Origin of the sequence: Arthrobacter sp. UC242_113, from assembly GCF_044054585.1 — a bacterium.
Classification (GTDB): Bacteria; Actinomycetota; Actinomycetes; order Actinomycetales; family Micrococcaceae; genus Arthrobacter.
This window is the reverse complement of the sequence record NZ_CP171968.1, coordinates 1,201,863-1,218,749: the sequence shown is the minus strand read 5'-3', so window position 1 is coordinate 1,218,749 and position 16,887 is coordinate 1,201,863. Positions and strand designations below refer to the sequence as shown.

Below are 16,887 nucleotides of genomic sequence, written 5' to 3'. Positions count from 1 at the left end.
CCATAGCCAGCGGCCGTGACAGACTGGTGCCATGCTGCTCGATGAGCTCGTGAGGACATTGGAAGCCGTCGCGGCCACCCGCTCCCGGCTTGCCAAGGTGAACGAACTGGCGGGCCTGCTGCTCCGGCTCGACCCCGCGGACATCCCGACGGCGGTCGGCTTGCTCACCGCCAAGCCTCGCCAGGGCCGGGTCGGGGTCGGCTGGAGCGGCATGAGGGCGGCCAGGGGCGAGCCCGCTCCTGAGCCGAATCTCACTATCGCCCATCTCGACGCTGCGTTGGACCGGCTGCTGGCAGCCGCAGGCGCTGGCTCGACCGCGGAACGCGCCGGCACCCTAGGGACTCTGATGGCGGAAGCCACCGAACGAGAGCAGACCTTCATCGCCGGTGTGCTGCTTGGAGAACTCCGTACCGGTGCACTCGAAGGCGTGCTGACGGATGCGGTCGCCCGCGCCGCCGACCGGCCGGTCGAGGCCGTACGCCGCGCCGCGATGCTCTCCGGCGATCTCGGCGGGACCGCCCTGCTGGCGATCACGGGCACGGCGGCCCAGCTTGACGCCGTCGGCCTTGTCGTCGGGCGTCCCGTGCAGCCCATGCTCGCCGCAACCGCGGCCAGTGCCGGCGAGGCGCTGGAGGCGACGGGGGAAGCGTCGGTGGAATACAAGCTCGACGGCGCACGCATCCAGGTGCATCGTGCCGGCGACGACGTGCGCATCTACACCCGCACCCTGGCCGACGTGACCCACCGGCTGCCCGAGGTGGTGGAGGTGGTGCGCGGACTGCCCGTGCGCGATGTGATCCTCGACGGCGAGACCCTGGCCCTCGACGAGGACGGCGGCCCCCGGCCGTTCCAGGAGACCATGTCCCGGTTCGGGGCGAACGCGGCGCGCACCACGCTGCTGCATCCGTGGTTTTTTGACGTGCTGCACATCGACGGGCGCGACCTGCTCGACGAGCCGCTGTCCACACGCATCGGCGTGCTCGAGCGCATCGCCCCCGGGCACCGCATCCCGGGGAAAATCACTGCGGATGCGGCTGTTGCCGAGAGCGTGTCGCGCGACGCGCTGGCCGCCGGCCATGAGGGTGTGGTGGTGAAGGCGGTGGGCTCGGCCTACGCCGCCGGCCGGCGGGGTTCGAACTGGATCAAGGTGAAGCCGGTGCTCACTTACGACCTGGTGGTGCTCGCTTGCGAATGGGGGTCAGGGCGGCGTACCGGGCTGCTGTCGAACCTGCACCTCGGAGCCTTGGACCCTGTTGGCGAGTTCGGCGAACCCGGCGGTTACGTGATGGTGGGCAAGACTTTCAAGGGCCTCACCGACGCGCTGCTGCGATGGCAGACCGAAAGGTTCCAGGAGTTGGAGGTGCGGCGTACGTCGGGCACGGTGTGGACCGAGCCGGTGACCGTGGTCGAGATTGCCATCGACGGCGTCCAGCAGTCTCCCCGTTATCCGGGTGGAATCGCCCTTCGGTTCGCACGCGTCAAGCGCTACCGTGACGACAAGACGGCCGCGGAGGCCGACACCATCCAGACGTTGCGCGCCCTGCTCCCTACCCCGCCGGGCAGAAAGGAATCGCGCGCTCCGGCGGAGCCAGATTCGGGAGGAGACGCCCCACTCCCCTGAGACTGTGGTTTAGCCCGGGCTGAGGATCCTTAATTAGGAGGTTGCTTGATGGAGGGAAGCCGGTGAACAAGAACCGTCTGGAGGCGTTCAGTGATGGTGTGCTCGCCATCATCATCACAATCATGGTGCTGGAACTCCATGTGCCGGACGAACCGACCTGGCGTGGGTTGGGGTCCGTCCTGCCCACGTTCCTCAGCTACCTGCTCAGCTTCGTCTACGTCGGAATTTACTGGAACAATCACCACCACATGATCCACCTGGCAAGCAGGGTCAACGGCGCGATCCTCTGGGCCAATCTGCACTTGTTGTTCTGGCTTTCACTAATCCCGTTCACTACCCGCTGGATGGATGAGTCCGGCTTCGTGCAGATCCCGGTGCTGACGTACGGGATCAACTTGCTGTGCGCCGCGATGGCCTACTTCATCCTGGAACAGGCACTGATCCGCCAACAGGGCCGGGATGGCCCCCTGGCGCAGGCAATAGGACGGGACTGGAAAGGCAAAACGTCGCCACTGATTTACCTCGCAGGCCTCGGGCTGACCGCAGTCCAGCCACTGCTCGGGGTTGCGGTCTACACCATCGTGGCCCTGATCTGGCTGATTCCTGACCGCCGGGTTGAGCACTTCGTCACCAGGGCTCACCGGGACTGACCCGCCCAGGCGGCCCCATCGTCCGGCACTTGAAGATGTTTGAGTGGCCGGCTGCCTGTCCCATCGTTGCCAGCCGTCTCGGAATGGAGATGAGCCCGGACCACCGACCGGAAGCCACACCGGTTGTGTGGAAGAAAGGCCGCGTCACGGCAACAGCTGGACCTTGCTCTGCATCGATGATGCCGACACCGAGGACAACTACGCGGTCAGAATCCAAATGACCAGAAGTTGACGGAGTCAGCACGAAAAAAGCCCGGTGCTTCCAATACGGTTGCACGCGGTTTTCTTAGGACTCCGAGTTTAGTGCCTGGTTCTCAAGCTGCTGGAACGTGCGCGATGTCGCCATCGCGTACTAGCAGGTCCTCACGTCGGGTGGGACGTCCCTAAAGCAAGTGCCCGCCACCGCGTCCCTGTGTGCCGCTCTGCTTAGGCGGCGAGCGGCAGGTCGAACAGCTGCTCAGCAAGCCTGATCAGATGGTGGGGCACGTCGGCCTCTTCACCGGGACTTCCGTGGCCCAGGAACAGGGCGGTGCCGAGGAGGGTTTCCTCGACAATGATGCCGGCTTCGCGGATAAGTACTTCGGCACGGAGGTTCTCGGCAGCGATCCGGTTCGCTTCGCTGTCCAGGTAGACGTGCCAGTCTCGGCCGGCGAGGACGCCGACCTCCCCGGTGGCCACCCGCTGAAGTCCTGTCATGTCCAGTTCAACAGCTTTGATGTGCACCGGGCGGGCGAGGCGGGCCGGGACAACGAGGGCGTTGCAGAGTGTATTCATGGTCAGGTCCTTGAAACGTGGTTCGCGGTGTGGAGCGGGCGGCCGGCCGGGCTAGGAGTCCCGGAGCTGGCCGCCCGCTGGCATGTCAGCGCTGGTTTTTGCGCGGTTTTACAAAGTTGAGTTCGCTGTTTTCATTTTTGGCTCTTTTTTCCGCCCGTTTTTCTAGAACGGACTTGCCGACTTTTTTAGCGGTGCCGCTTTTGGGGGATTTTCCTGACATCGGAATCACGCCTTTCTTTGCTTGCGTTACCCGATACCATACCCACTTTTAATTTTTTAGCCAGTCGAGCAGAAGTGCCGTTTCGGTGGGCCGCGCCGCGGCAGCACAGATCGAAGGAGGTTGACCAGCTCCATTAGGCAATCTTTCAGTGTTTTCGGCGATGAACCTTTTCGAGTCCCTTTCGGCTAAAGCTTGTTATCGTGAAACTTAATGCAACAAGGTGTGGCTGAATGACAAGGTACTGCTTTTTTTGCTTCAGGGTTCCTAACTTCCCGCAAGCCCAGACGGTGGAAAAGCGCTCGGTTCAGCGACCGCGTGAGCCTCAGTCCGCGCATCAGCCCTTACGCATTGGGCTGGCTGCTGTTGATACCTGTCCACCAAGGGCGCACCGCTTCAAAACGAACGGCCGTCCCCGGTTGACCAGGTGGCTGCGCTCTTCCTCTTCCGCTTTCTACCAACTCCCCCGCCCCATCAAGTACTTCACCTTGCCCGGTAAAGCCATGGCGTGGATTACAGCAGCTGATCTCGCCAATGGCAGCGCTCTGCCTAGGCCAAGATCCCACTACAGTTGCGCGCTGGACCGGCTGAACTCCTGCCACCAGCACGTTCGCACCTCCTCGAGGCGCCGGCTAATGGACGAAACGCCGGATGTCAGGGCCTTAAGGTGGCTTGGGAAGCGGTGCAATACTGGGTTGCGCCGGGCCTAGGCCTGGTGCCTGTTTTTCAGGCCAGCAGACACGTCGCCTGGCCCCGGACGGTTTGTTGCTCCTGGGACATGTCAAAGGCCGTCATGTGGAACTGAGGTAGAAAATGAGTTCAGCCGCTGCAATCCCTGTAACCGCCGTTCGTGTGGCCGAGCTGCTCGCCGAAGGCGAGCCGATGCCGGTCTACGTGCACGTCTTTGACCACCCCGAAGCGCGTGTGTTGGTGGACACCGGCATCACTGGGCTTCATCCGGCGGTCGCCGATATGGATCCCCGCATTTTCCCGTTGAACGAGCAGGACTTCGACATCCGAGGTGTCGACATCGTCGTCAATACCCACCTGCACTTCGACCACTGCGGAGGCAACCACCTCTTCGCGGGCAAGCCCATCTACGTCCAGCGTCAGGAACTCGACGACGCCCGCAACCAGAATGACTACACCATCCCCGAATGGGTGGACGCGCCCGGGACGCGCTACGTACCGGTCGATGGCGAGTTCGAACTGCTCCCCGGGCTGCGACTCCTTTCGGCACCAGGGCACACCCGGGGCTCATAGATTGTCGTCATCGACGGAGACCAAGGCCCGACTATCATCGCTGGAGACACGGCAGTCTGGTTCGACGAACTCGATAACCCCCGCACAGAGGGACAGCGACTGGTGCGCTCTCTGAACCCTGAAATGGTTTGGCTCGCGCATGCGCACAAGCCATGGAAACCCGACGCCACAGCCTCTCGGTGAACCACCACCACCGCGAAAAAATTGTCATCCGAGCAACCTATAATGTTTAGGCAGGACCCCTTGGCTCCAACTGCACCAGCTGACGGAATCACTATTGTGGGCGTTTCGGGCTTGTGATTTAGCCTGTGTTTGGGCGTTGGTACGACCTGCTTTCCGCACGACAGTGGAAGCATGACAGCAGTTGCAGGAGACCTCGGGGCTGAAGGCAGATCAGGATTCGATCTGTCTGCCCAAGCCGGTCCGCGACCCGAGTGAAATCCTCGGCGCCAAGCCCGTTGCCTACGGGTTCGGTGAAGGAAACCCGGGGCGGCAGTGGGCTGATGCATCAGCAAGTCAATCCACGCCGACTCGCTTGGCATGCACCTTGGCCTGTTCCCGCGCATTGACCGCGGGTCCCCGCACCGTATGGATCCTGCCTACGGCGCATGTCGGCGAGCGTCTGCGACCAACACCAAAACAAGCGACCTGTCGTGGCTGTCGAAGGGCGTCCACCCTGGCGATGCACCCGTGGGCGGCAGCGCAGAGCAAAAGGCACCATGAACCTCACGTGCCTAAAATATTGACATGCCTACACGTGTTCACGAGTTTGCCTGGCCCGATCGAGTCGTTGTTGGCACCATTGGCCTTCCGGGGGCGCGCACGTTCTACCTGCAGGTGCGCGCAGGGACACAGATCGTGAGCATTGCCCTGGAGAAGCAACAGTCGGCTCTGCTCGCCGAGAAGATCGACGAAATTCTCGACCAGCTCATCACCATCGAGAACAACCCCTTCAGCGTTCCCACGAGTACTCCCATTGAACTTGTCGACAACGACCAGCTCGAGGCCGTTCAGGAGCAGTTTCGGACCGGTGCCATGAGCTTAGGTTGGGACCCAACGACGGCGCAGGTCGTTATAGAGGCCTACCCCATCACCGATGTCGATGCTGATGACAACGACGAACCCCTTGATGAGAACGGCCCCAACGAGACCGAAATGCTGCTGGTGCGGATGCCGGTCGGCACCGCCCGCGCATTCGCCAAGCGCACCCGCGAGGTCGTAGGTGCCGGGCGTCCGATCTGCTCGCTCTGCGGCTACCCGATAGACGCCGACGGGCACATCTGCACCCTTCCCGGGGCCGGAGGTCAGCCCCGGACCTTGTGACCGCCGAGCTGACACTCACCCGCCGCATCACGACGGCATTAAACACCACATTCCTGAGCACCATCGGCGACGTGGTGATCGTCAATTAACCGATAGCAGGCGAAAGCCCGCCACGGGACTCTCCCCACGGCACCCTGGCTCTCCCAGGTTGACGGCAAGGATTTTTATCGGCTCGCGGGTGCTCTGCTTCTCCCCGTTCCGTCATGTAGTCGCCAAACAGGCTGCCAATGAACAGATGTACATGCACGGTTGCGCTACGTCCCCGCCGGCCACAGTAATCCGCGGAAGACCGCCTGTGGGCGTCAGCGGCGCCGCCGTCCTTCGCGTGGGGCAAAAATCATGTTGCACTCCCCCGGACACGCCATGAATAAGCAGAACAGACACCCAAAGCCGAGCATGAGGAACCTGATGAACCCCCAACGATGCAGCAAAGATATTTGCAGCGGATAATCTCCAAGTCATGTTGGGCGTACCAGAATGTCCATGAACAGGTAAGGAACGACAAGCGGTCGGTAAGCGAGGCAAGCAGGGAGGCAGCCGACTACCAATGAAAAAGGCCCAGGGAGGGGCCCTTCACAACACAAATTGTGCACACTCAGAGGCTAAATAGCCCCTGAACAGGGAACGCACGTGCCCGAGGTGGGACTCGAACCAGCCGCTCCCCCTAAAAATCCGCCCCTCTGTCGACAACCTCCCCAATTCGGCCTGATCCGACACCGGTACAATTTCCAGCACCGTCCGGAGAAGTGCTGCAGCCGTTCGCGGCGCGGCAGGTCCCTGTCCGCTGCGCCCATTCATCCGTCCCGACGCCACCAAGCTCTGGCACCCTGTCAAGGGCCCGGGGCACTCCCTCAGCCGAACAACAACACACGGGGCGAGTCGCAGCCTGGAAATCAACGAGCGCCATGCGCATTGCACCTCCTTTGCACATCTCATGGCCCAAAGAATGCAAGCCTGCATGATCAAGACCGACGAAGGGTGCGCACAGCAAGTCTCTTCGCCCCATGGCTATGTCCGCCACACCACCACTGGGCTCCCTGTCCGCGATGCCGAGCACTTCGATGGTGTCTTGTGCTCCCAGCGGCAGTAGCTTTCGACGATCTGGCCCAAGCCATTGAGGAGCAGTTAGCCCGTCGAGAATAGTCGCAAGCACCGGCCAGTCGAAGTCGCCGTGGTGATAGAGGTCCGTACCTGCCCCGCGAGGCAGACAAGCACTTTGTCCACGACCAGATTCGGCTCCCCGAAGGTGCATACCGCAGCCCAGCCATCCAAGCCTCGCTCAGCCAGGCCCTCGATCACACGTGGATTTTTGCAGACAAGCACCCGTGTTCCGGCGGCCGACGCGAACGAGCTGATCCTCCGGAGGTCCCACTCTGTTACGTGCACTGGGTCACCTGCGTCGGCCGCGTCGCTCAGTCGTCGCCCAGCCGGTTCCCCGGTACCGATGCCAAGCCGCCAGACGAGGCAGGTCCGAGAGAGCAGGACCGGCTCGACGCCATGGTTCGCCCAAAGATGCTCCCGTTCGCGGGCCCCCTCTGGGACAGGGATACCCGCGGCAGCTGCCAATCCGCGCAGGACGACCTGGTGGAGTAGCCGGTCGCGGTCGAGTGCATGCGCATCGCCAAGGAGCTTTGCGCTGAGCTCTACCCCCGAGTGCGCGAGCGAGGCCGCTTCCGCGTCGGTCAGCTCGCGGAGCACCGCCGCCGCCTCTCGTATGGTGCGCTCGGAGTCCACTCGATTAGTGAGCAGTACGGTGCGGCGGAGACCGGCAATCCACTGCGACGTCCAGGTCGCGGTCAGTAGTTCGGCGGCGAGTTGCAGAGGACGTTCGCGTGACGCGTCTCGTGCGGCACGGATGGCTGGCCTGCTCTCGGGCGGTGTTCCGTACAGCGCCTCGAGCACTGCCGCCAGTCCGCCTACCCCGGACCGCTCGTTAATTCTCGTGTCGAGCGTCGTGAGGTCGATCCGAACGGTGTCGCTTGTGATCGGTCGACCCAGCAGTGCGCCGATGGCATGACGTTCATTGCGAGTTGCAGGTCGGACGAGGACCTTCCCGCGAGCGTTGAGTCCAGCTTTTTCAAATTGTGCCCGGACAAGGTCCCACACAGGCTTCAGCACGGGATCCTCGATCCACTCTGGGGGTACGCTCATCCGAGTGCTTGGAGGGCTCGGCCGTCCCATCGATACTCGTGCTGTGCGATCCCGCGCTGGTTCGGGTCACACAGGGCTTCGTAGATGGCCAACGACGGCACGGTCTGGTGGTCGCCCCACAGCCCCTCGCTCGTGATCACGAAGTCGAGGTCGAGCTGGACCAGCAGCCCGAAGATCAGCGGATAAGTGCGAATGTCGATCTTCGGAAAAGCGTCATCCAGCACCACCAGCCGCGGTGCGAAGGGAGCTGCTCCAGCGAGCGAGGTGAAGTGGGCAGCGGCGGCGGCGAGGTGCTCGCCGTATGACAGCTCGGGTCGCTCCGCTCGCGAAGCCTCGATGAGGCGGTGGAGTACGTCACGGAGGGTGGCCCGCTCCTCGGGGATCAGCGCTCCTACGGGCTGGGCGAGTAATTCGACGGCCGCACGTGCCTCCGCGGGAACGTCGTCACGCAGCTTCCATTCCAGCTTGACTCGGATGCCTTGGGACGTGGCGACCTTGCCGAGCTGGTCATTCATGGCGGCCACTAACTCGTCGGCATCGCGACGGCATTTTCGGATACCGTCACCGAGCTCGCCTAGGATGTCCTGTTCAAACTGTTGCTTCTCCCGGTCTGTGAGCAGGTCCCGGTCGCGCTCGACCGACGCGGCCACTCGCTGAGCGAGTACGACGACGGCCGACTCCCCTGCGTCGTCCCGACCCGTGACGGCGAACAGGTCGCCGAACTCCGACTATCGGCTGGTGTTCTGCGGCCGGGCCGCTGGCAGCTTCATTGTGGCCACGCCATACGATTGTCAGCGCCGTGCGGGCGTCCTCGTGGCTCAATCCAGCCAGCGTTTCGGCGGTTGCAACGACCTGCTGCGCCACCTTTCACCCGACGGATGACCCTCCGGGGAAGGCCGTAGATGAACTGAGTGATTTTCTGGCTGAGGCCACACATAAGTGCCAAGAACCGCCAAGGCCTGGGGAGAACCGCTCCCACGAGATCACTGCCGCACCGTCCGTCTTGCTCACCAGGCACAACTGGTCCGGTAGTGCCGGGCCGGCCTGTCGTTGCCGGATCTGCCCCCATCCATCCTTGGGGTCATAACTTGCTCTATGTCCCGGGAGTGCGCTGTCGCAGTAGATAACCTACTGCAATGAGTCACCCGTTATAGAGGTCTGGATGGTCGCCTGTGCGGATGCCATTTGCCAGTGAGGCGACTTCCGTCATATCTTCAGCGTCGAGCGCGAAGTCAAAAACCTCGAGGTTTTCGATAAGTCGCCGGCGAGTAACAGACTTGGGAATGACCACATTTCCCAGTTGGACGTGCCATCGCAGCACCACCTGAGCGGTGGTCTTACCGTGCTTCCCGGCGATGCGGTCCAACACGGGATTTCCGAAGACCCGCCCCCGACCGAGTGGCGACCAAGCGACGGTGAGGATTCCGTGGTCGGAGTCGTATCGGCGCATTTCGTTGTTGGGAAAACCGGGGTGCAGCTCGATCTGGTTGGAGGCCGGCACGACCGTCGTTTCCGCAGCTAGGCGTTCAAGGTGTTCGGGTTGAAAGTTGGATACGCCGATGGACTTCGCGCGCCCGTCGGCCAGGATCTTCTCGAACGCCTTCCACGTTTCCACGTACTTGTCGACGCCTGGAAGCGGCCAATGGATTAGATACAGATCGACGTAATCCAGCCCAAGTTTTCCGAGGCTGGCATCGAATGCTGCCAGCGCAGAATCGTATCCGTGACTGTCGTCTGCCAGTTTTGTAGTGACATACAACTCTTCCCGGGGGAGACCAGAGCGCCTGATCCCTTCGCCGACGCCGCGCTCGTTTTGATAGAGGGCTGCAGTGTCGATCATGCGGTATCCGACTTCAATGGCGGTCGAAACAGCGTCTGCGGTGCCTGCGTCATCCGGTCCGTAGATGCCGAGCCCGATCTGGGGGATGGTGCGCCCGTCGTTTTGGGTAAGGAGGGGAACTCGGTGGTTTTCTGGCATTGATACTCCTAGTGGTTGGTGGAGACGCATCGCTTAGGCGAGTGCTTTGCGGATGGCAGCGACAGCCGCTTCGGCTATCGCACGATCTTCTGCCATGTCGCTCTTGCCGGAGACGCCCACGGCGCCGATGAATTCGCCGTTGAAGTAGATCGGAATGCCACCGCCGAGAACGACGAGGCCCGGGACCTGTCCGAGGTTGTGCACCAGCCAAGGCTCGTCTTTGGCCATTTCCCAGAATTCGTGCGTCGCCATCCCATTACCGGCAACCGAGTAGGCCTTATCCTGTGCAAGTTGTGAGGACTGGAAGGGCGCACCATCCATCCGGTCAAACGAAATGAGATGACCCGCGTTATCCAACACGGCGATGCAGGTCAGGCAGTTCATGGTGCGTGATTCCTCGATCGCGCGACTAATACCCACACGCGCGAGCTCGTGGGTGAGGGTGCGTTTGACGAGAAGCTCTGGCATGGTTGGAATCTTTCTTATCTAGACCGGTAACTAGCTGGCCTGTGCGACCAACAGTTTGTCGAGGTAGCGTTTGCTGATTTCGGCGGCCGCCTTTGGATCACCGTCGTAGTAATCGAGTTCGACCATGAGCCACTCGTCGTACCCCGCCTCGCGAATGGCTCGCAGGATGTCGTCAAAGTCCAGTTCGCCCTCGCCGAGCGGCAAAAAGCGCTGGGAGCGCGAGTCCCAGTCCTTGAGGTGGACATGTGCGAGGCGGTCGCTGTATCGCCGAATGAGTTCTGCCGGGTTTCCGCCGCCTGCCGCCAGGTGTGCCGTGTCGGGACAGAAATGGATGCCGGACAATTGCATGATCTCTGTCAGAGCCTCGGGTGTCTCCACGAGGGTGCCCAGGTGTGGGTGGTAGGTCGCCGTGAGCCCAGCCGCTGACGCGATTTCGGTGCACCGGTCGAGTCCGGAAGCCAGCCGCTGAAAATCCCCATCGACGGGCCCCTGCGCGCGCTTAGCCCCACCTCCAATGACCAGACGCTGTGCTCCGAAGGTTGCTGCCATGGCCGCAGCTTTCTCGACTTTTGCCAACTCTTCGTTGACTATGTCGTCAAAGATGAAGTTCGCGCCCGTGTACACGCCCACTAGGGTAAGACCGGTTTCCTCCAGGAGGTCTGTGAAGCGTTGTGGCTCATCAATGAATTCCAGTAGGTTTCCATCGAAGACCTCGGTACCTGTGTAACCTGCGGCAGCGATGTCACGAAAGGCATCAGCTGTTGAGCCCGCCGTGAGGTAGAAGGAGTCCTTGACGCTGGTGACGCCGCCGGGCATTCCCACTACCCCGCCCCACGTGATGGTCGGGTAACCAAGTCTCATCGGGCCACCGTGCTCACACTGGACTCACGGGAAGCCGCCATTTCATCGAGCATCATCGTTGAAATCCGCTCAGCAACCATGTAAGTCGTCAACATTGAATTCGCTGCGGGAGTGGTCGGGATCACCGATGCATCGATAACACGGAGGCCTTCAATTCCATGGACGCGGCCTTCCTGGTCCACTACTCCTCCTCGCTCCGCCGGAGCCATGAGGCAGGTACCCGTGAAGTGGTAGCCCGAGGCTGCTTTTTCCTCAATGGCAGCATCGAGAGCTGCGTCATCGTTGATGGTTTCCGCGTCCATACCGAGCGGGGCTTCCAGCATGTCGGCCAGCGGCTTTGCGGTAAAGACGTCCCAACCGACTCGCACGAGTTCCCGGATTGCTTCGCGGTCGACTTGCGCATCCAGGTAGTTTGGATCGACGTCGGGGAGGACAGTGGGGTCAAGCGTAGTGATGCGAACTTTTCCAAGTGACCTGGGCTTGTTAAGAACGCAGCCGATTCCAGCGACGTTCTCGATGTCGCCGGTCCCCTCACCGGCGATGCCGCGGCTGCCCTCCCCCGTTGTGCGTGTGTTGAGGTAAGTGAACATGGTGAGCTGGCCGTCCAAAGAGTTGGGCTGCGCCCGAGTGGACATGCGGTAGGCGGCTTGGAGGCTGAACTGGCTTTCGTCCCATACACCGGGTTTCGGAACCGCCATGAGGGGAATGCTGAAATGGTCTCCGAGATTCTCACCCACGGGCAGGTCGATAACGAGCTCTGCGCCGAGCGAACTTACAAGTTCGGCCGGACCGACACCCGAGCGTTGCAGAATCGCCGGCGTAAGGATGGCTCCGGCCGAGACGATCACTGCCTCGGCATCGATGACAGTGCCGTCGATCAGCTCTACGCCGTGCGCGCGGGTCCCGTCGAACAGCACTCGGCTTACCAAGGAATTGCCGCGCACCGTCAGGTTGGGGCGGGTACGTGCGGGATCGAGGTAACTCTCGGCCGTGGAAACCCGGCGCGCTCCGATACGGGTTTGCGGTACGGGTCCGACGCCGTGGGCCTCGGGAGCGTTGAGATCCCAGACATACGGGGCACCTGTTGCCCTGGCCGACTCGATAAATGCTGCCTGCAACGGGGCGAGTTCCTCATCGGTGGCTCGGTTGATGGGAACGGGACCGTCGTGCCCGTGGATGTCATCGCCGGGAGCAGCATCATTTTCAATTTTCTTGAAGAACGGCAGGACCTGGTCCCAGCTCCATCGCGGGTTGCCGAAGGCTACCCATTCCTCGTAGTCTGCACGGGCACCGCGAAGCGCGATCCCGCCGTTGATCGCTCCGCCGCCACCGATGAGCTTGGCCTGCGGGACAGAAATGCCCGCCCCGCCGCGGCTGTGGGCGATCAACCCCCAGTCGTGTTCCGCGTTGAAGGTGGGCGCGTGGCCGCGCATGGGCACATATTTAGCGTCCAGCACGCCTTCGGGAGTTGTGCCCGGGGCGTAGTCCGCTCCGGCTTCGAGCACCAGAACCGATTTCTCCGGGATCTCAGAGAGGCGGGCAGCCACGATGCATCCCGCGGCGCCTCCGCCTACAACGACGTAGTCAAATTTCTCAGTCATGAGGGTTTCTCCTGTTGCTTCTGTTGCTTAGATCAGTTCTGGTTGCTGAAGGCGGCGTCGAAAGATGCCGTTGGGAGTTCCCAGAGCAGCGAACGCACAAATCCCGCGGCTTCTTTAGCACCGTGCAGGCGGTCCATTCCGGCGTCTTCCCATTCGACGGAGATGGGACCTGAGTAGCCGACTGCCCGGAGCGCGCGAAAGGCGTCTTCCCATGGCACGTCACCATGGCCGGTAGAGACGAAGTCCCAGCCGCGGCGTGGGTCGCCCCAGGGTAGATGGGATCCGAGGACGCCCGTCCTGCCGGACTTGGGGCGGAGGCGCGTGTCTTTGCAATCGACGTGATAAATACGTTCGGCGAAATCGATGATGAAGCCCACGGGGTCTGTTCCCTGCCACATCATGTGGCTGGGATCCCAGTTGAATCCGAAGGCGGTCCGCTGGTCAACAGCTTCGAGGGCTCGCACGCAGGTCCAGTAGTCATACGCGATCTCTCCGGGGTGAACCTCGTGGGCGTACCGCACGCCCTCCCCGTCAAAGACGTCGAGGATCAGGTTCCAGCGGGTTGCGAAATCCTCGTATCCGGCGTCAATAACGTCGGCTCCGACGGGCGGGAACATCGCCACATACGGCCAGATCTTCGAGCCGGTGAAGCCGGTGATGGTGTCTACTCCGAGCTTGTTCGCGGCCTTAGCCGTGAGCTTCAGCTCTTCTGCGGCGCGTTGCCGCACGCCCTCGGCTTCGCCGTCTGCCCATACCTTTGACCGCAAAATGGCTTTGTGCCGAAAATCGATGGGGTCATCGCAGACAGCCTGGCCCGTCAGATGATTCGACAATGCCCACACCTTCAGACCATACCGGTCGAGAATGTCCATCTTGCCTTGCAGGTAGTCGTCGTCTTCGGCGGCACGCCATACGTCCAGATGCTCGCCGGAACACGCGATCTCGAGGCCGTCGTAGCCCCACTCACTCGCGTACTTAGCGACTTCTTCGAGAGTCAGGTCCGCCCACTGTCCGGTGAAAAGCGTCACTGGCAAGGTCATTTGGCACCTCCGGCTAGAGACTTCTTGATGAAGGCGAGCCCGTCTACTGCCAGGTCGTCCATGGATGGTGCTACAGGCCGCCAGAGCGAAACGGCCCGGGCAATCTCCTTTACCGAGGGGAGGAAGGATTCGACGACAATCTGTCCGTCGTAGTTAATGTCCTGCAGCGCCGCGAAGAACTCGGCCCACGGCACGTGCCCTGATCCGGGGGTTCCGCGGTCGTTCTCGGATACCTGAACGTGGAAGACCTTTGAACCTGCTAGCCTCACGGCGTCGCCGAGGCTTTTCTCCTCGATGTTCATATGGAACGTGTCGATCAGCAGGCCCACATTGTCCGCACCGATGAGCTCGAGGAGCTGGAGGGCTTGTTCGGTGGTATTGATCAGGTCGGTTTCAAAACGGTTCAATGGTTCGATGGCCAACCGTATCCCGCGTCCCGCGGCGTATTCTGCGGTTTCGCGGAGGCTATCCGCTGCGCGTTTAACTGCGCGGCCCTGTCGGCCGCATCAAGCATTCGTGTTTGCCCGGTGGGAGCGTACATGGGACCTGCCACGTGCGTGGAACCGACCGCGGCCGCCAGGTCGATGCAGGTTTCGAGGTAGTCGATGCCGGCCTGCCGGCGCCCCGCGTCCTCCGCCGACACGTCACGGTCAGGGCCGAACGCTCCACAAATGCCGATCGCGAGTCCCGTTCGGGCCGCATGGGCCTTGAGTGCCTCTGCGGTCAGTCGTGTCGGATCCTCGACGCAAACCTCAATCAGGTCATATCCCATCCCCGCTATCTGGTCGAAGGCAGCCCCGTCCTTATCAGAAAACGGGGAAGCCAGAACGAAGGTGCTGAGTCCCAGCTGACTGCTCATCAGCGAAGTTCCAGCGTGGCTTCGATGGCTTTAGTGTGCCTGATGGATGCTTCGGAATAGGTATCAAGAAATTCCGGGGCTCCCCCGCCTGACAGCACACTCCACACATCACCGGCTGGTGGCAGCAGTTCATACGAAATCCAGCCCTTATAGCCGACGTCGGAGATCGCCTGGATGATCGGCGTGAAGTCGAGATGTCCGTAGCCCGGCGCCGCCCGGTTCGAATCAGCCAAGTGCACGTGGGCCAGGCGGTGTCCAACCGTGCGAATGGCTTCGGCGATGTCTGGTTCTTCAATGCTCATGTGGAAGGTGTCGGCCATCACGCCGATGTTGGGCGCGCCGACTTCATCGACGAAATCGGCCGCTTTACCGGCCCTGTTGATGAGGTACGTCTCGTAGCGGTTCCAAGGTTCGACGGCGATGCTGATCCCGTGATCTGCAGCGTAGCCGGCGACTGAGCGGGCTGCTTCGACCGCCCAGGCCCATTCCTGAGCGAGGTCCGTCTCAGGGGAAATCTTCATGCAGGCCGTGGGTGTGAAGGTGACGACGTCGGCGCCGAGGGCAGCGGCGTAGTCAACGTTACCTTTGACGTAAGCAATAGCATTCCGGCGTGTGCCTTCGTCAGAGCTGACGATGTCGCGCTCGGGTGTGAAGATGCTGATGATCGAGGATGCCACCACATCGTTCTTCTTTAGCTGTTCGGTGATCTCCCGGGCGTCGTGCTTCGAAGGCTCACCAACAAATTCGACGCCGTCATAGCCGAACTTTGCAAGCCTGGCGATACCAATCTCCAGCGGCTCGTGGCCATAGACGAGAGTGTTATAGGTGTAGCGGAACATGGTCTACTCCGATTCAAAGGTAGTGCCGGCTGAAGGGCTGCCTTGCTTCAGCCGGCACCGGGGGGCTGCTTCGATTACTTGGTTTTGAAGTGATCCATGAGGCTGTCGACGTTTTCTGCAGTGAAGACGAGCGGTTCGCCAGTGTCTACTTCGCCATTGGCTCCGATGGTGCGTTTTCCGAGCCGGCCCGCCTCGAACGTGTCCCCTTCTTTTCCGGTGATCTTGCCGCTGAGGAGAGCGTCCATGGCGTAGTACGAGAGGTAGCCCATGTCCCGGGGGCTCCACAGGACGAAGGACTTAACGGCCCCGCTCTTCAGAAGAGCGCCGTCAGAGGGCGGCCAGCCGAGACCGGTGATGACCAGGTTCGGGTTGAATTTCTGGTCGGCCTTCGCCTTCACAGCGGCCTGGAGGGAAACGGGGGTGGGCGCGAGGATTCCGTCCAGCTCAGGGTAAGCCTGGAAGAGCGAGACTGCGGCGTCGTAGGACGTCTGCGGGACGTCGTTGCCGTAGACCGTCTTGACGAGCTTCATGCCGGCGTACTCCGGCTTTTTGGCCTCTTCGGCGGCTGCGGCGATCCAGGCGTTCTGGCCCGCTGCGGTGCTCTGCGCGGAGATGATTGCGTAGTTGCCCTTGTTGCCCATCTGCTCGGCGAGAAGCTTGAACTGGGCGACGCCGAGGGATGCGTCCGTTGCCGGGGCAACCCAGAACGCCCGGGCGTCCTTTTTAACGTCTGCATCGTAGCTGATTACTTTGGTTCCTTGCGACGCGGCGGCTGTCAAGGCTGGTGCAAGCGCGTCCGGGTCGAGGCCGGACACGGCGATACCGCAGCTGCCTTGCTGGGAGGCGCTCTGGATGCGCTGGATCTGGCCTGGCACATCGGGCTGGGCTGTACCGGTGTAGTTGATCTTCTTGCCGCCCATGTCGGTTGCGGCTTCATCCGCACCGTATGCGCCGGCCGCAAAGAACGGATTGTCGGTGTTCTTCGGGATCATCGTCATGGTGCAGTCTTTGAGGGACTTCGTGTTGCCTCCCCCTGCTGCGGGGGCGGCGCCGTTCGTAGGGGCGCAGGCGGCAAGTGCGGCTGCAAGAGTAACTGCAGCCACTGTGGCGGTAATTTTTTTGTGCATCAGGGATTCTTTCTTGAGCATGGTGAGTCGGGATGTGTCTTGGTCACGATGTGCTGTTTCGTCACATAGTCTTCTCTGGCAGACGCTTTTAGGGGTCTTGGTTCATCGGGGTCCA

The 16,887-nt window shown here is 61.8% G+C and carries 16 protein-coding genes and 1 pseudogene; 4 read left to right on the top strand and 13 right to left on the bottom strand.

The annotated features are described in order from the left end of the window. Positions 1 to 31 precede the first annotated feature (31 nt). Both ACHMXB_RS05420 and ACHMXB_RS05415 read left to right on the top strand, forming a co-directional pair. Entirely contained in the window at positions 32 to 1,621 is a 1,590-nt protein-coding gene (locus ACHMXB_RS05420; RefSeq protein WP_395403434.1) for an ATP-dependent DNA ligase, read from the top strand. A 62-nt stretch (positions 1,622 to 1,683) separates the two neighbouring features. Beyond that, positions 1,684 to 2,271, top strand: coding sequence for a TMEM175 family protein (locus ACHMXB_RS05415; RefSeq protein WP_395403432.1), 588 nt, complete (start codon positions 1,684 to 1,686; stop codon positions 2,269 to 2,271). A gap of 426 nt (positions 2,272 to 2,697) precedes the next feature. Here the strand turns inward: ACHMXB_RS05415 and ACHMXB_RS05410 are convergent, their stop codons facing one another. Together ACHMXB_RS05410 and ACHMXB_RS05405 are read right to left on the bottom strand one after the other, a co-directional pair. Then, positions 2,698 to 3,045: a hypothetical protein gene (locus ACHMXB_RS05410; protein WP_395403430.1), complete on the bottom strand. Its 348-nt coding sequence runs from the start codon at positions 3,043 to 3,045 to the stop codon at positions 2,698 to 2,700. Positions 3,046 to 3,130: 85 nt separating this feature from the next. After that, positions 3,131 to 3,265 (bottom strand): hypothetical protein, encoded by a 135-nt coding sequence (locus tag ACHMXB_RS05405; RefSeq protein ID WP_395403428.1) that lies wholly within the window; start codon positions 3,263 to 3,265, stop codon positions 3,131 to 3,133. Positions 3,266 to 4,075: 810 nt separating this feature from the next. Between ACHMXB_RS05405 and ACHMXB_RS05400 the strand changes: the two genes are divergently transcribed. Both ACHMXB_RS05400 and ACHMXB_RS05395 read left to right on the top strand, forming a co-directional pair. Next, complete coding sequence (locus ACHMXB_RS05400; RefSeq protein ID WP_395403426.1) at positions 4,076 to 4,525, top strand: MBL fold metallo-hydrolase; 450 nt, start codon at positions 4,076 to 4,078, stop codon at positions 4,523 to 4,525. Positions 4,526 to 5,272: 747 nt separating this feature from the next. Then, the gene (locus ACHMXB_RS05395) at positions 5,273 to 5,848 is read left to right on the top strand and encodes a DUF3090 domain-containing protein (RefSeq protein ID WP_395403425.1); all 576 of its coding nucleotides are present in this window, start codon (positions 5,273 to 5,275) and stop codon (positions 5,846 to 5,848) included. A gap of 1,125 nt (positions 5,849 to 6,973) precedes the next feature. Here ACHMXB_RS05395 and ACHMXB_RS05390 read toward each other — a convergent pair. The 11 genes and pseudogenes from ACHMXB_RS05390 to ACHMXB_RS05340 all read right to left on the bottom strand — a co-directional run bounded on the left by ACHMXB_RS05390 (position 6,974) and on the right by ACHMXB_RS05340 (position 16,772). Beyond that, on the bottom strand, positions 6,974 to 7,999 hold the full coding sequence (locus ACHMXB_RS05390) for a TIGR02679 domain-containing protein (protein ID WP_395403423.1): 1,026 nt from the start codon (positions 7,997 to 7,999) through the stop codon (positions 6,974 to 6,976). After that, on the bottom strand, positions 7,996 to 8,514 hold the full coding sequence (locus ACHMXB_RS05385; RefSeq protein WP_395403421.1) for a hypothetical protein: 519 nt from the start codon (positions 8,512 to 8,514) through the stop codon (positions 7,996 to 7,998). Before ACHMXB_RS05385 ends, ACHMXB_RS05390 begins: the two co-directional genes overlap by 4 nt. 626 nt (positions 8,515 to 9,140) lie before the next feature. Then, positions 9,141 to 9,977 carry an aldo/keto reductase gene (locus ACHMXB_RS05380; protein ID WP_395403419.1) on the bottom strand — a complete coding sequence of 279 codons (837 nt, stop codon included), beginning with the start codon at positions 9,975 to 9,977 and terminating at the stop codon, positions 9,141 to 9,143. A 33-nt stretch (positions 9,978 to 10,010) separates the two neighbouring features. Next, a complete protein-coding gene (locus tag ACHMXB_RS05375; protein ID WP_395403417.1) occupies positions 10,011 to 10,445 on the bottom strand; it encodes a heme-binding protein in 435 nt (144 codons plus the stop codon). A 30-nt stretch (positions 10,446 to 10,475) separates the two neighbouring features. Beyond that, the gene (locus tag ACHMXB_RS05370) at positions 10,476 to 11,306 is read right to left on the bottom strand and encodes a sugar phosphate isomerase/epimerase family protein (protein ID WP_395403415.1); all 831 of its coding nucleotides are present in this window, start codon (positions 11,304 to 11,306) and stop codon (positions 10,476 to 10,478) included. Further along, positions 11,303 to 12,907, bottom strand: a complete 1,605-nt coding sequence (locus tag ACHMXB_RS05365; protein ID WP_395403413.1) for a GMC family oxidoreductase — start codon at positions 12,905 to 12,907, stop codon at positions 11,303 to 11,305. Before ACHMXB_RS05365 ends, ACHMXB_RS05370 begins: the two co-directional genes overlap by 4 nt. A 32-nt stretch (positions 12,908 to 12,939) precedes the next feature. Next, positions 12,940 to 13,947, bottom strand: a complete 1,008-nt coding sequence (locus ACHMXB_RS05360) for a sugar phosphate isomerase/epimerase family protein (protein WP_395403411.1) — start codon at positions 13,945 to 13,947, stop codon at positions 12,940 to 12,942. Further along, positions 13,944 to 14,378 (bottom strand): annotated as a pseudogene (locus ACHMXB_RS05355) (TIM barrel protein); the annotation flags it as partial. The pseudogene ACHMXB_RS05355 and the gene ACHMXB_RS05360, both read right to left, overlap by 4 nt. Next, the gene (locus tag ACHMXB_RS05350; protein ID WP_395405131.1) at positions 14,351 to 14,719 is read right to left on the bottom strand and encodes a sugar phosphate isomerase/epimerase family protein; all 369 of its coding nucleotides are present in this window, start codon (positions 14,717 to 14,719) and stop codon (positions 14,351 to 14,353) included. The gene ACHMXB_RS05350 and the pseudogene ACHMXB_RS05355, both read right to left, overlap by 28 nt. Before the next feature lie 86 nt (positions 14,720 to 14,805). Beyond that, positions 14,806 to 15,645: a TIM barrel protein gene (locus ACHMXB_RS05345; protein WP_395403409.1), complete on the bottom strand. Its 840-nt coding sequence runs from the start codon at positions 15,643 to 15,645 to the stop codon at positions 14,806 to 14,808. A gap of 74 nt (positions 15,646 to 15,719) precedes the next feature. Next, a complete protein-coding gene (locus tag ACHMXB_RS05340) occupies positions 15,720 to 16,772 on the bottom strand; it encodes a substrate-binding domain-containing protein (protein ID WP_395403407.1) in 1,053 nt (350 codons plus the stop codon). Positions 16,773 to 16,887: the final 115 nt, after the last annotated feature.

What these genes read in the sequence shown, in the direction of transcription:
- ACHMXB_RS05340 (WP_395403407.1), bottom strand. Translation starts at nt 16,772, where the DNA reads ATGCACAAAAAAATTACCGCCACAGTGGCTGCAGTTACTCTTGCAGCC.
- ACHMXB_RS05390 (WP_395403423.1), bottom strand. Translation starts at nt 7,999, where the DNA reads ATGAGCGTACCCCCAGAGTGGATCGAGGATCCCGTGCTGAAGCCTGTG.
- ACHMXB_RS05380 (WP_395403419.1), bottom strand. Translation starts at nt 9,977, where the DNA reads ATGCCAGAAAACCACCGAGTTCCCCTCCTTACCCAAAACGACGGGCGC.
- ACHMXB_RS05400 (WP_395403426.1), top strand. Translation starts at nt 4,076, where the DNA reads ATGAGTTCAGCCGCTGCAATCCCTGTAACCGCCGTTCGTGTGGCCGAG.
- ACHMXB_RS05370 (WP_395403415.1), bottom strand. Translation starts at nt 11,306, where the DNA reads ATGAGACTTGGTTACCCGACCATCACGTGGGGCGGGGTAGTGGGAATG.
- ACHMXB_RS05360 (WP_395403411.1), bottom strand. Translation starts at nt 13,947, where the DNA reads ATGACCTTGCCAGTGACGCTTTTCACCGGACAGTGGGCGGACCTGACT.
- ACHMXB_RS05350 (WP_395405131.1), bottom strand. Translation starts at nt 14,719, where the DNA reads ATGGGATATGACCTGATTGAGGTTTGCGTCGAGGATCCGACACGACTG.
- ACHMXB_RS05395 (WP_395403425.1), top strand. Translation starts at nt 5,273, where the DNA reads ATGCCTACACGTGTTCACGAGTTTGCCTGGCCCGATCGAGTCGTTGTT.
- ACHMXB_RS05410 (WP_395403430.1), bottom strand. Translation starts at nt 3,045, where the DNA reads ATGAATACACTCTGCAACGCCCTCGTTGTCCCGGCCCGCCTCGCCCGC.
- ACHMXB_RS05375 (WP_395403417.1), bottom strand. Translation starts at nt 10,445, where the DNA reads ATGCCAGAGCTTCTCGTCAAACGCACCCTCACCCACGAGCTCGCGCGT.
- ACHMXB_RS05420 (WP_395403434.1), top strand. Translation starts at nt 32, where the DNA reads ATGCTGCTCGATGAGCTCGTGAGGACATTGGAAGCCGTCGCGGCCACC.
- ACHMXB_RS05405 (WP_395403428.1), bottom strand. Translation starts at nt 3,265, where the DNA reads ATGTCAGGAAAATCCCCCAAAAGCGGCACCGCTAAAAAAGTCGGCAAG.
- ACHMXB_RS05385 (WP_395403421.1), bottom strand. Translation starts at nt 8,514, where the DNA reads ATGAATGACCAGCTCGGCAAGGTCGCCACGTCCCAAGGCATCCGAGTC.
- ACHMXB_RS05345 (WP_395403409.1), bottom strand. Translation starts at nt 15,645, where the DNA reads ATGTTCCGCTACACCTATAACACTCTCGTCTATGGCCACGAGCCGCTG.
- ACHMXB_RS05365 (WP_395403413.1), bottom strand. Translation starts at nt 12,907, where the DNA reads ATGACTGAGAAATTTGACTACGTCGTTGTAGGCGGAGGCGCCGCGGGA.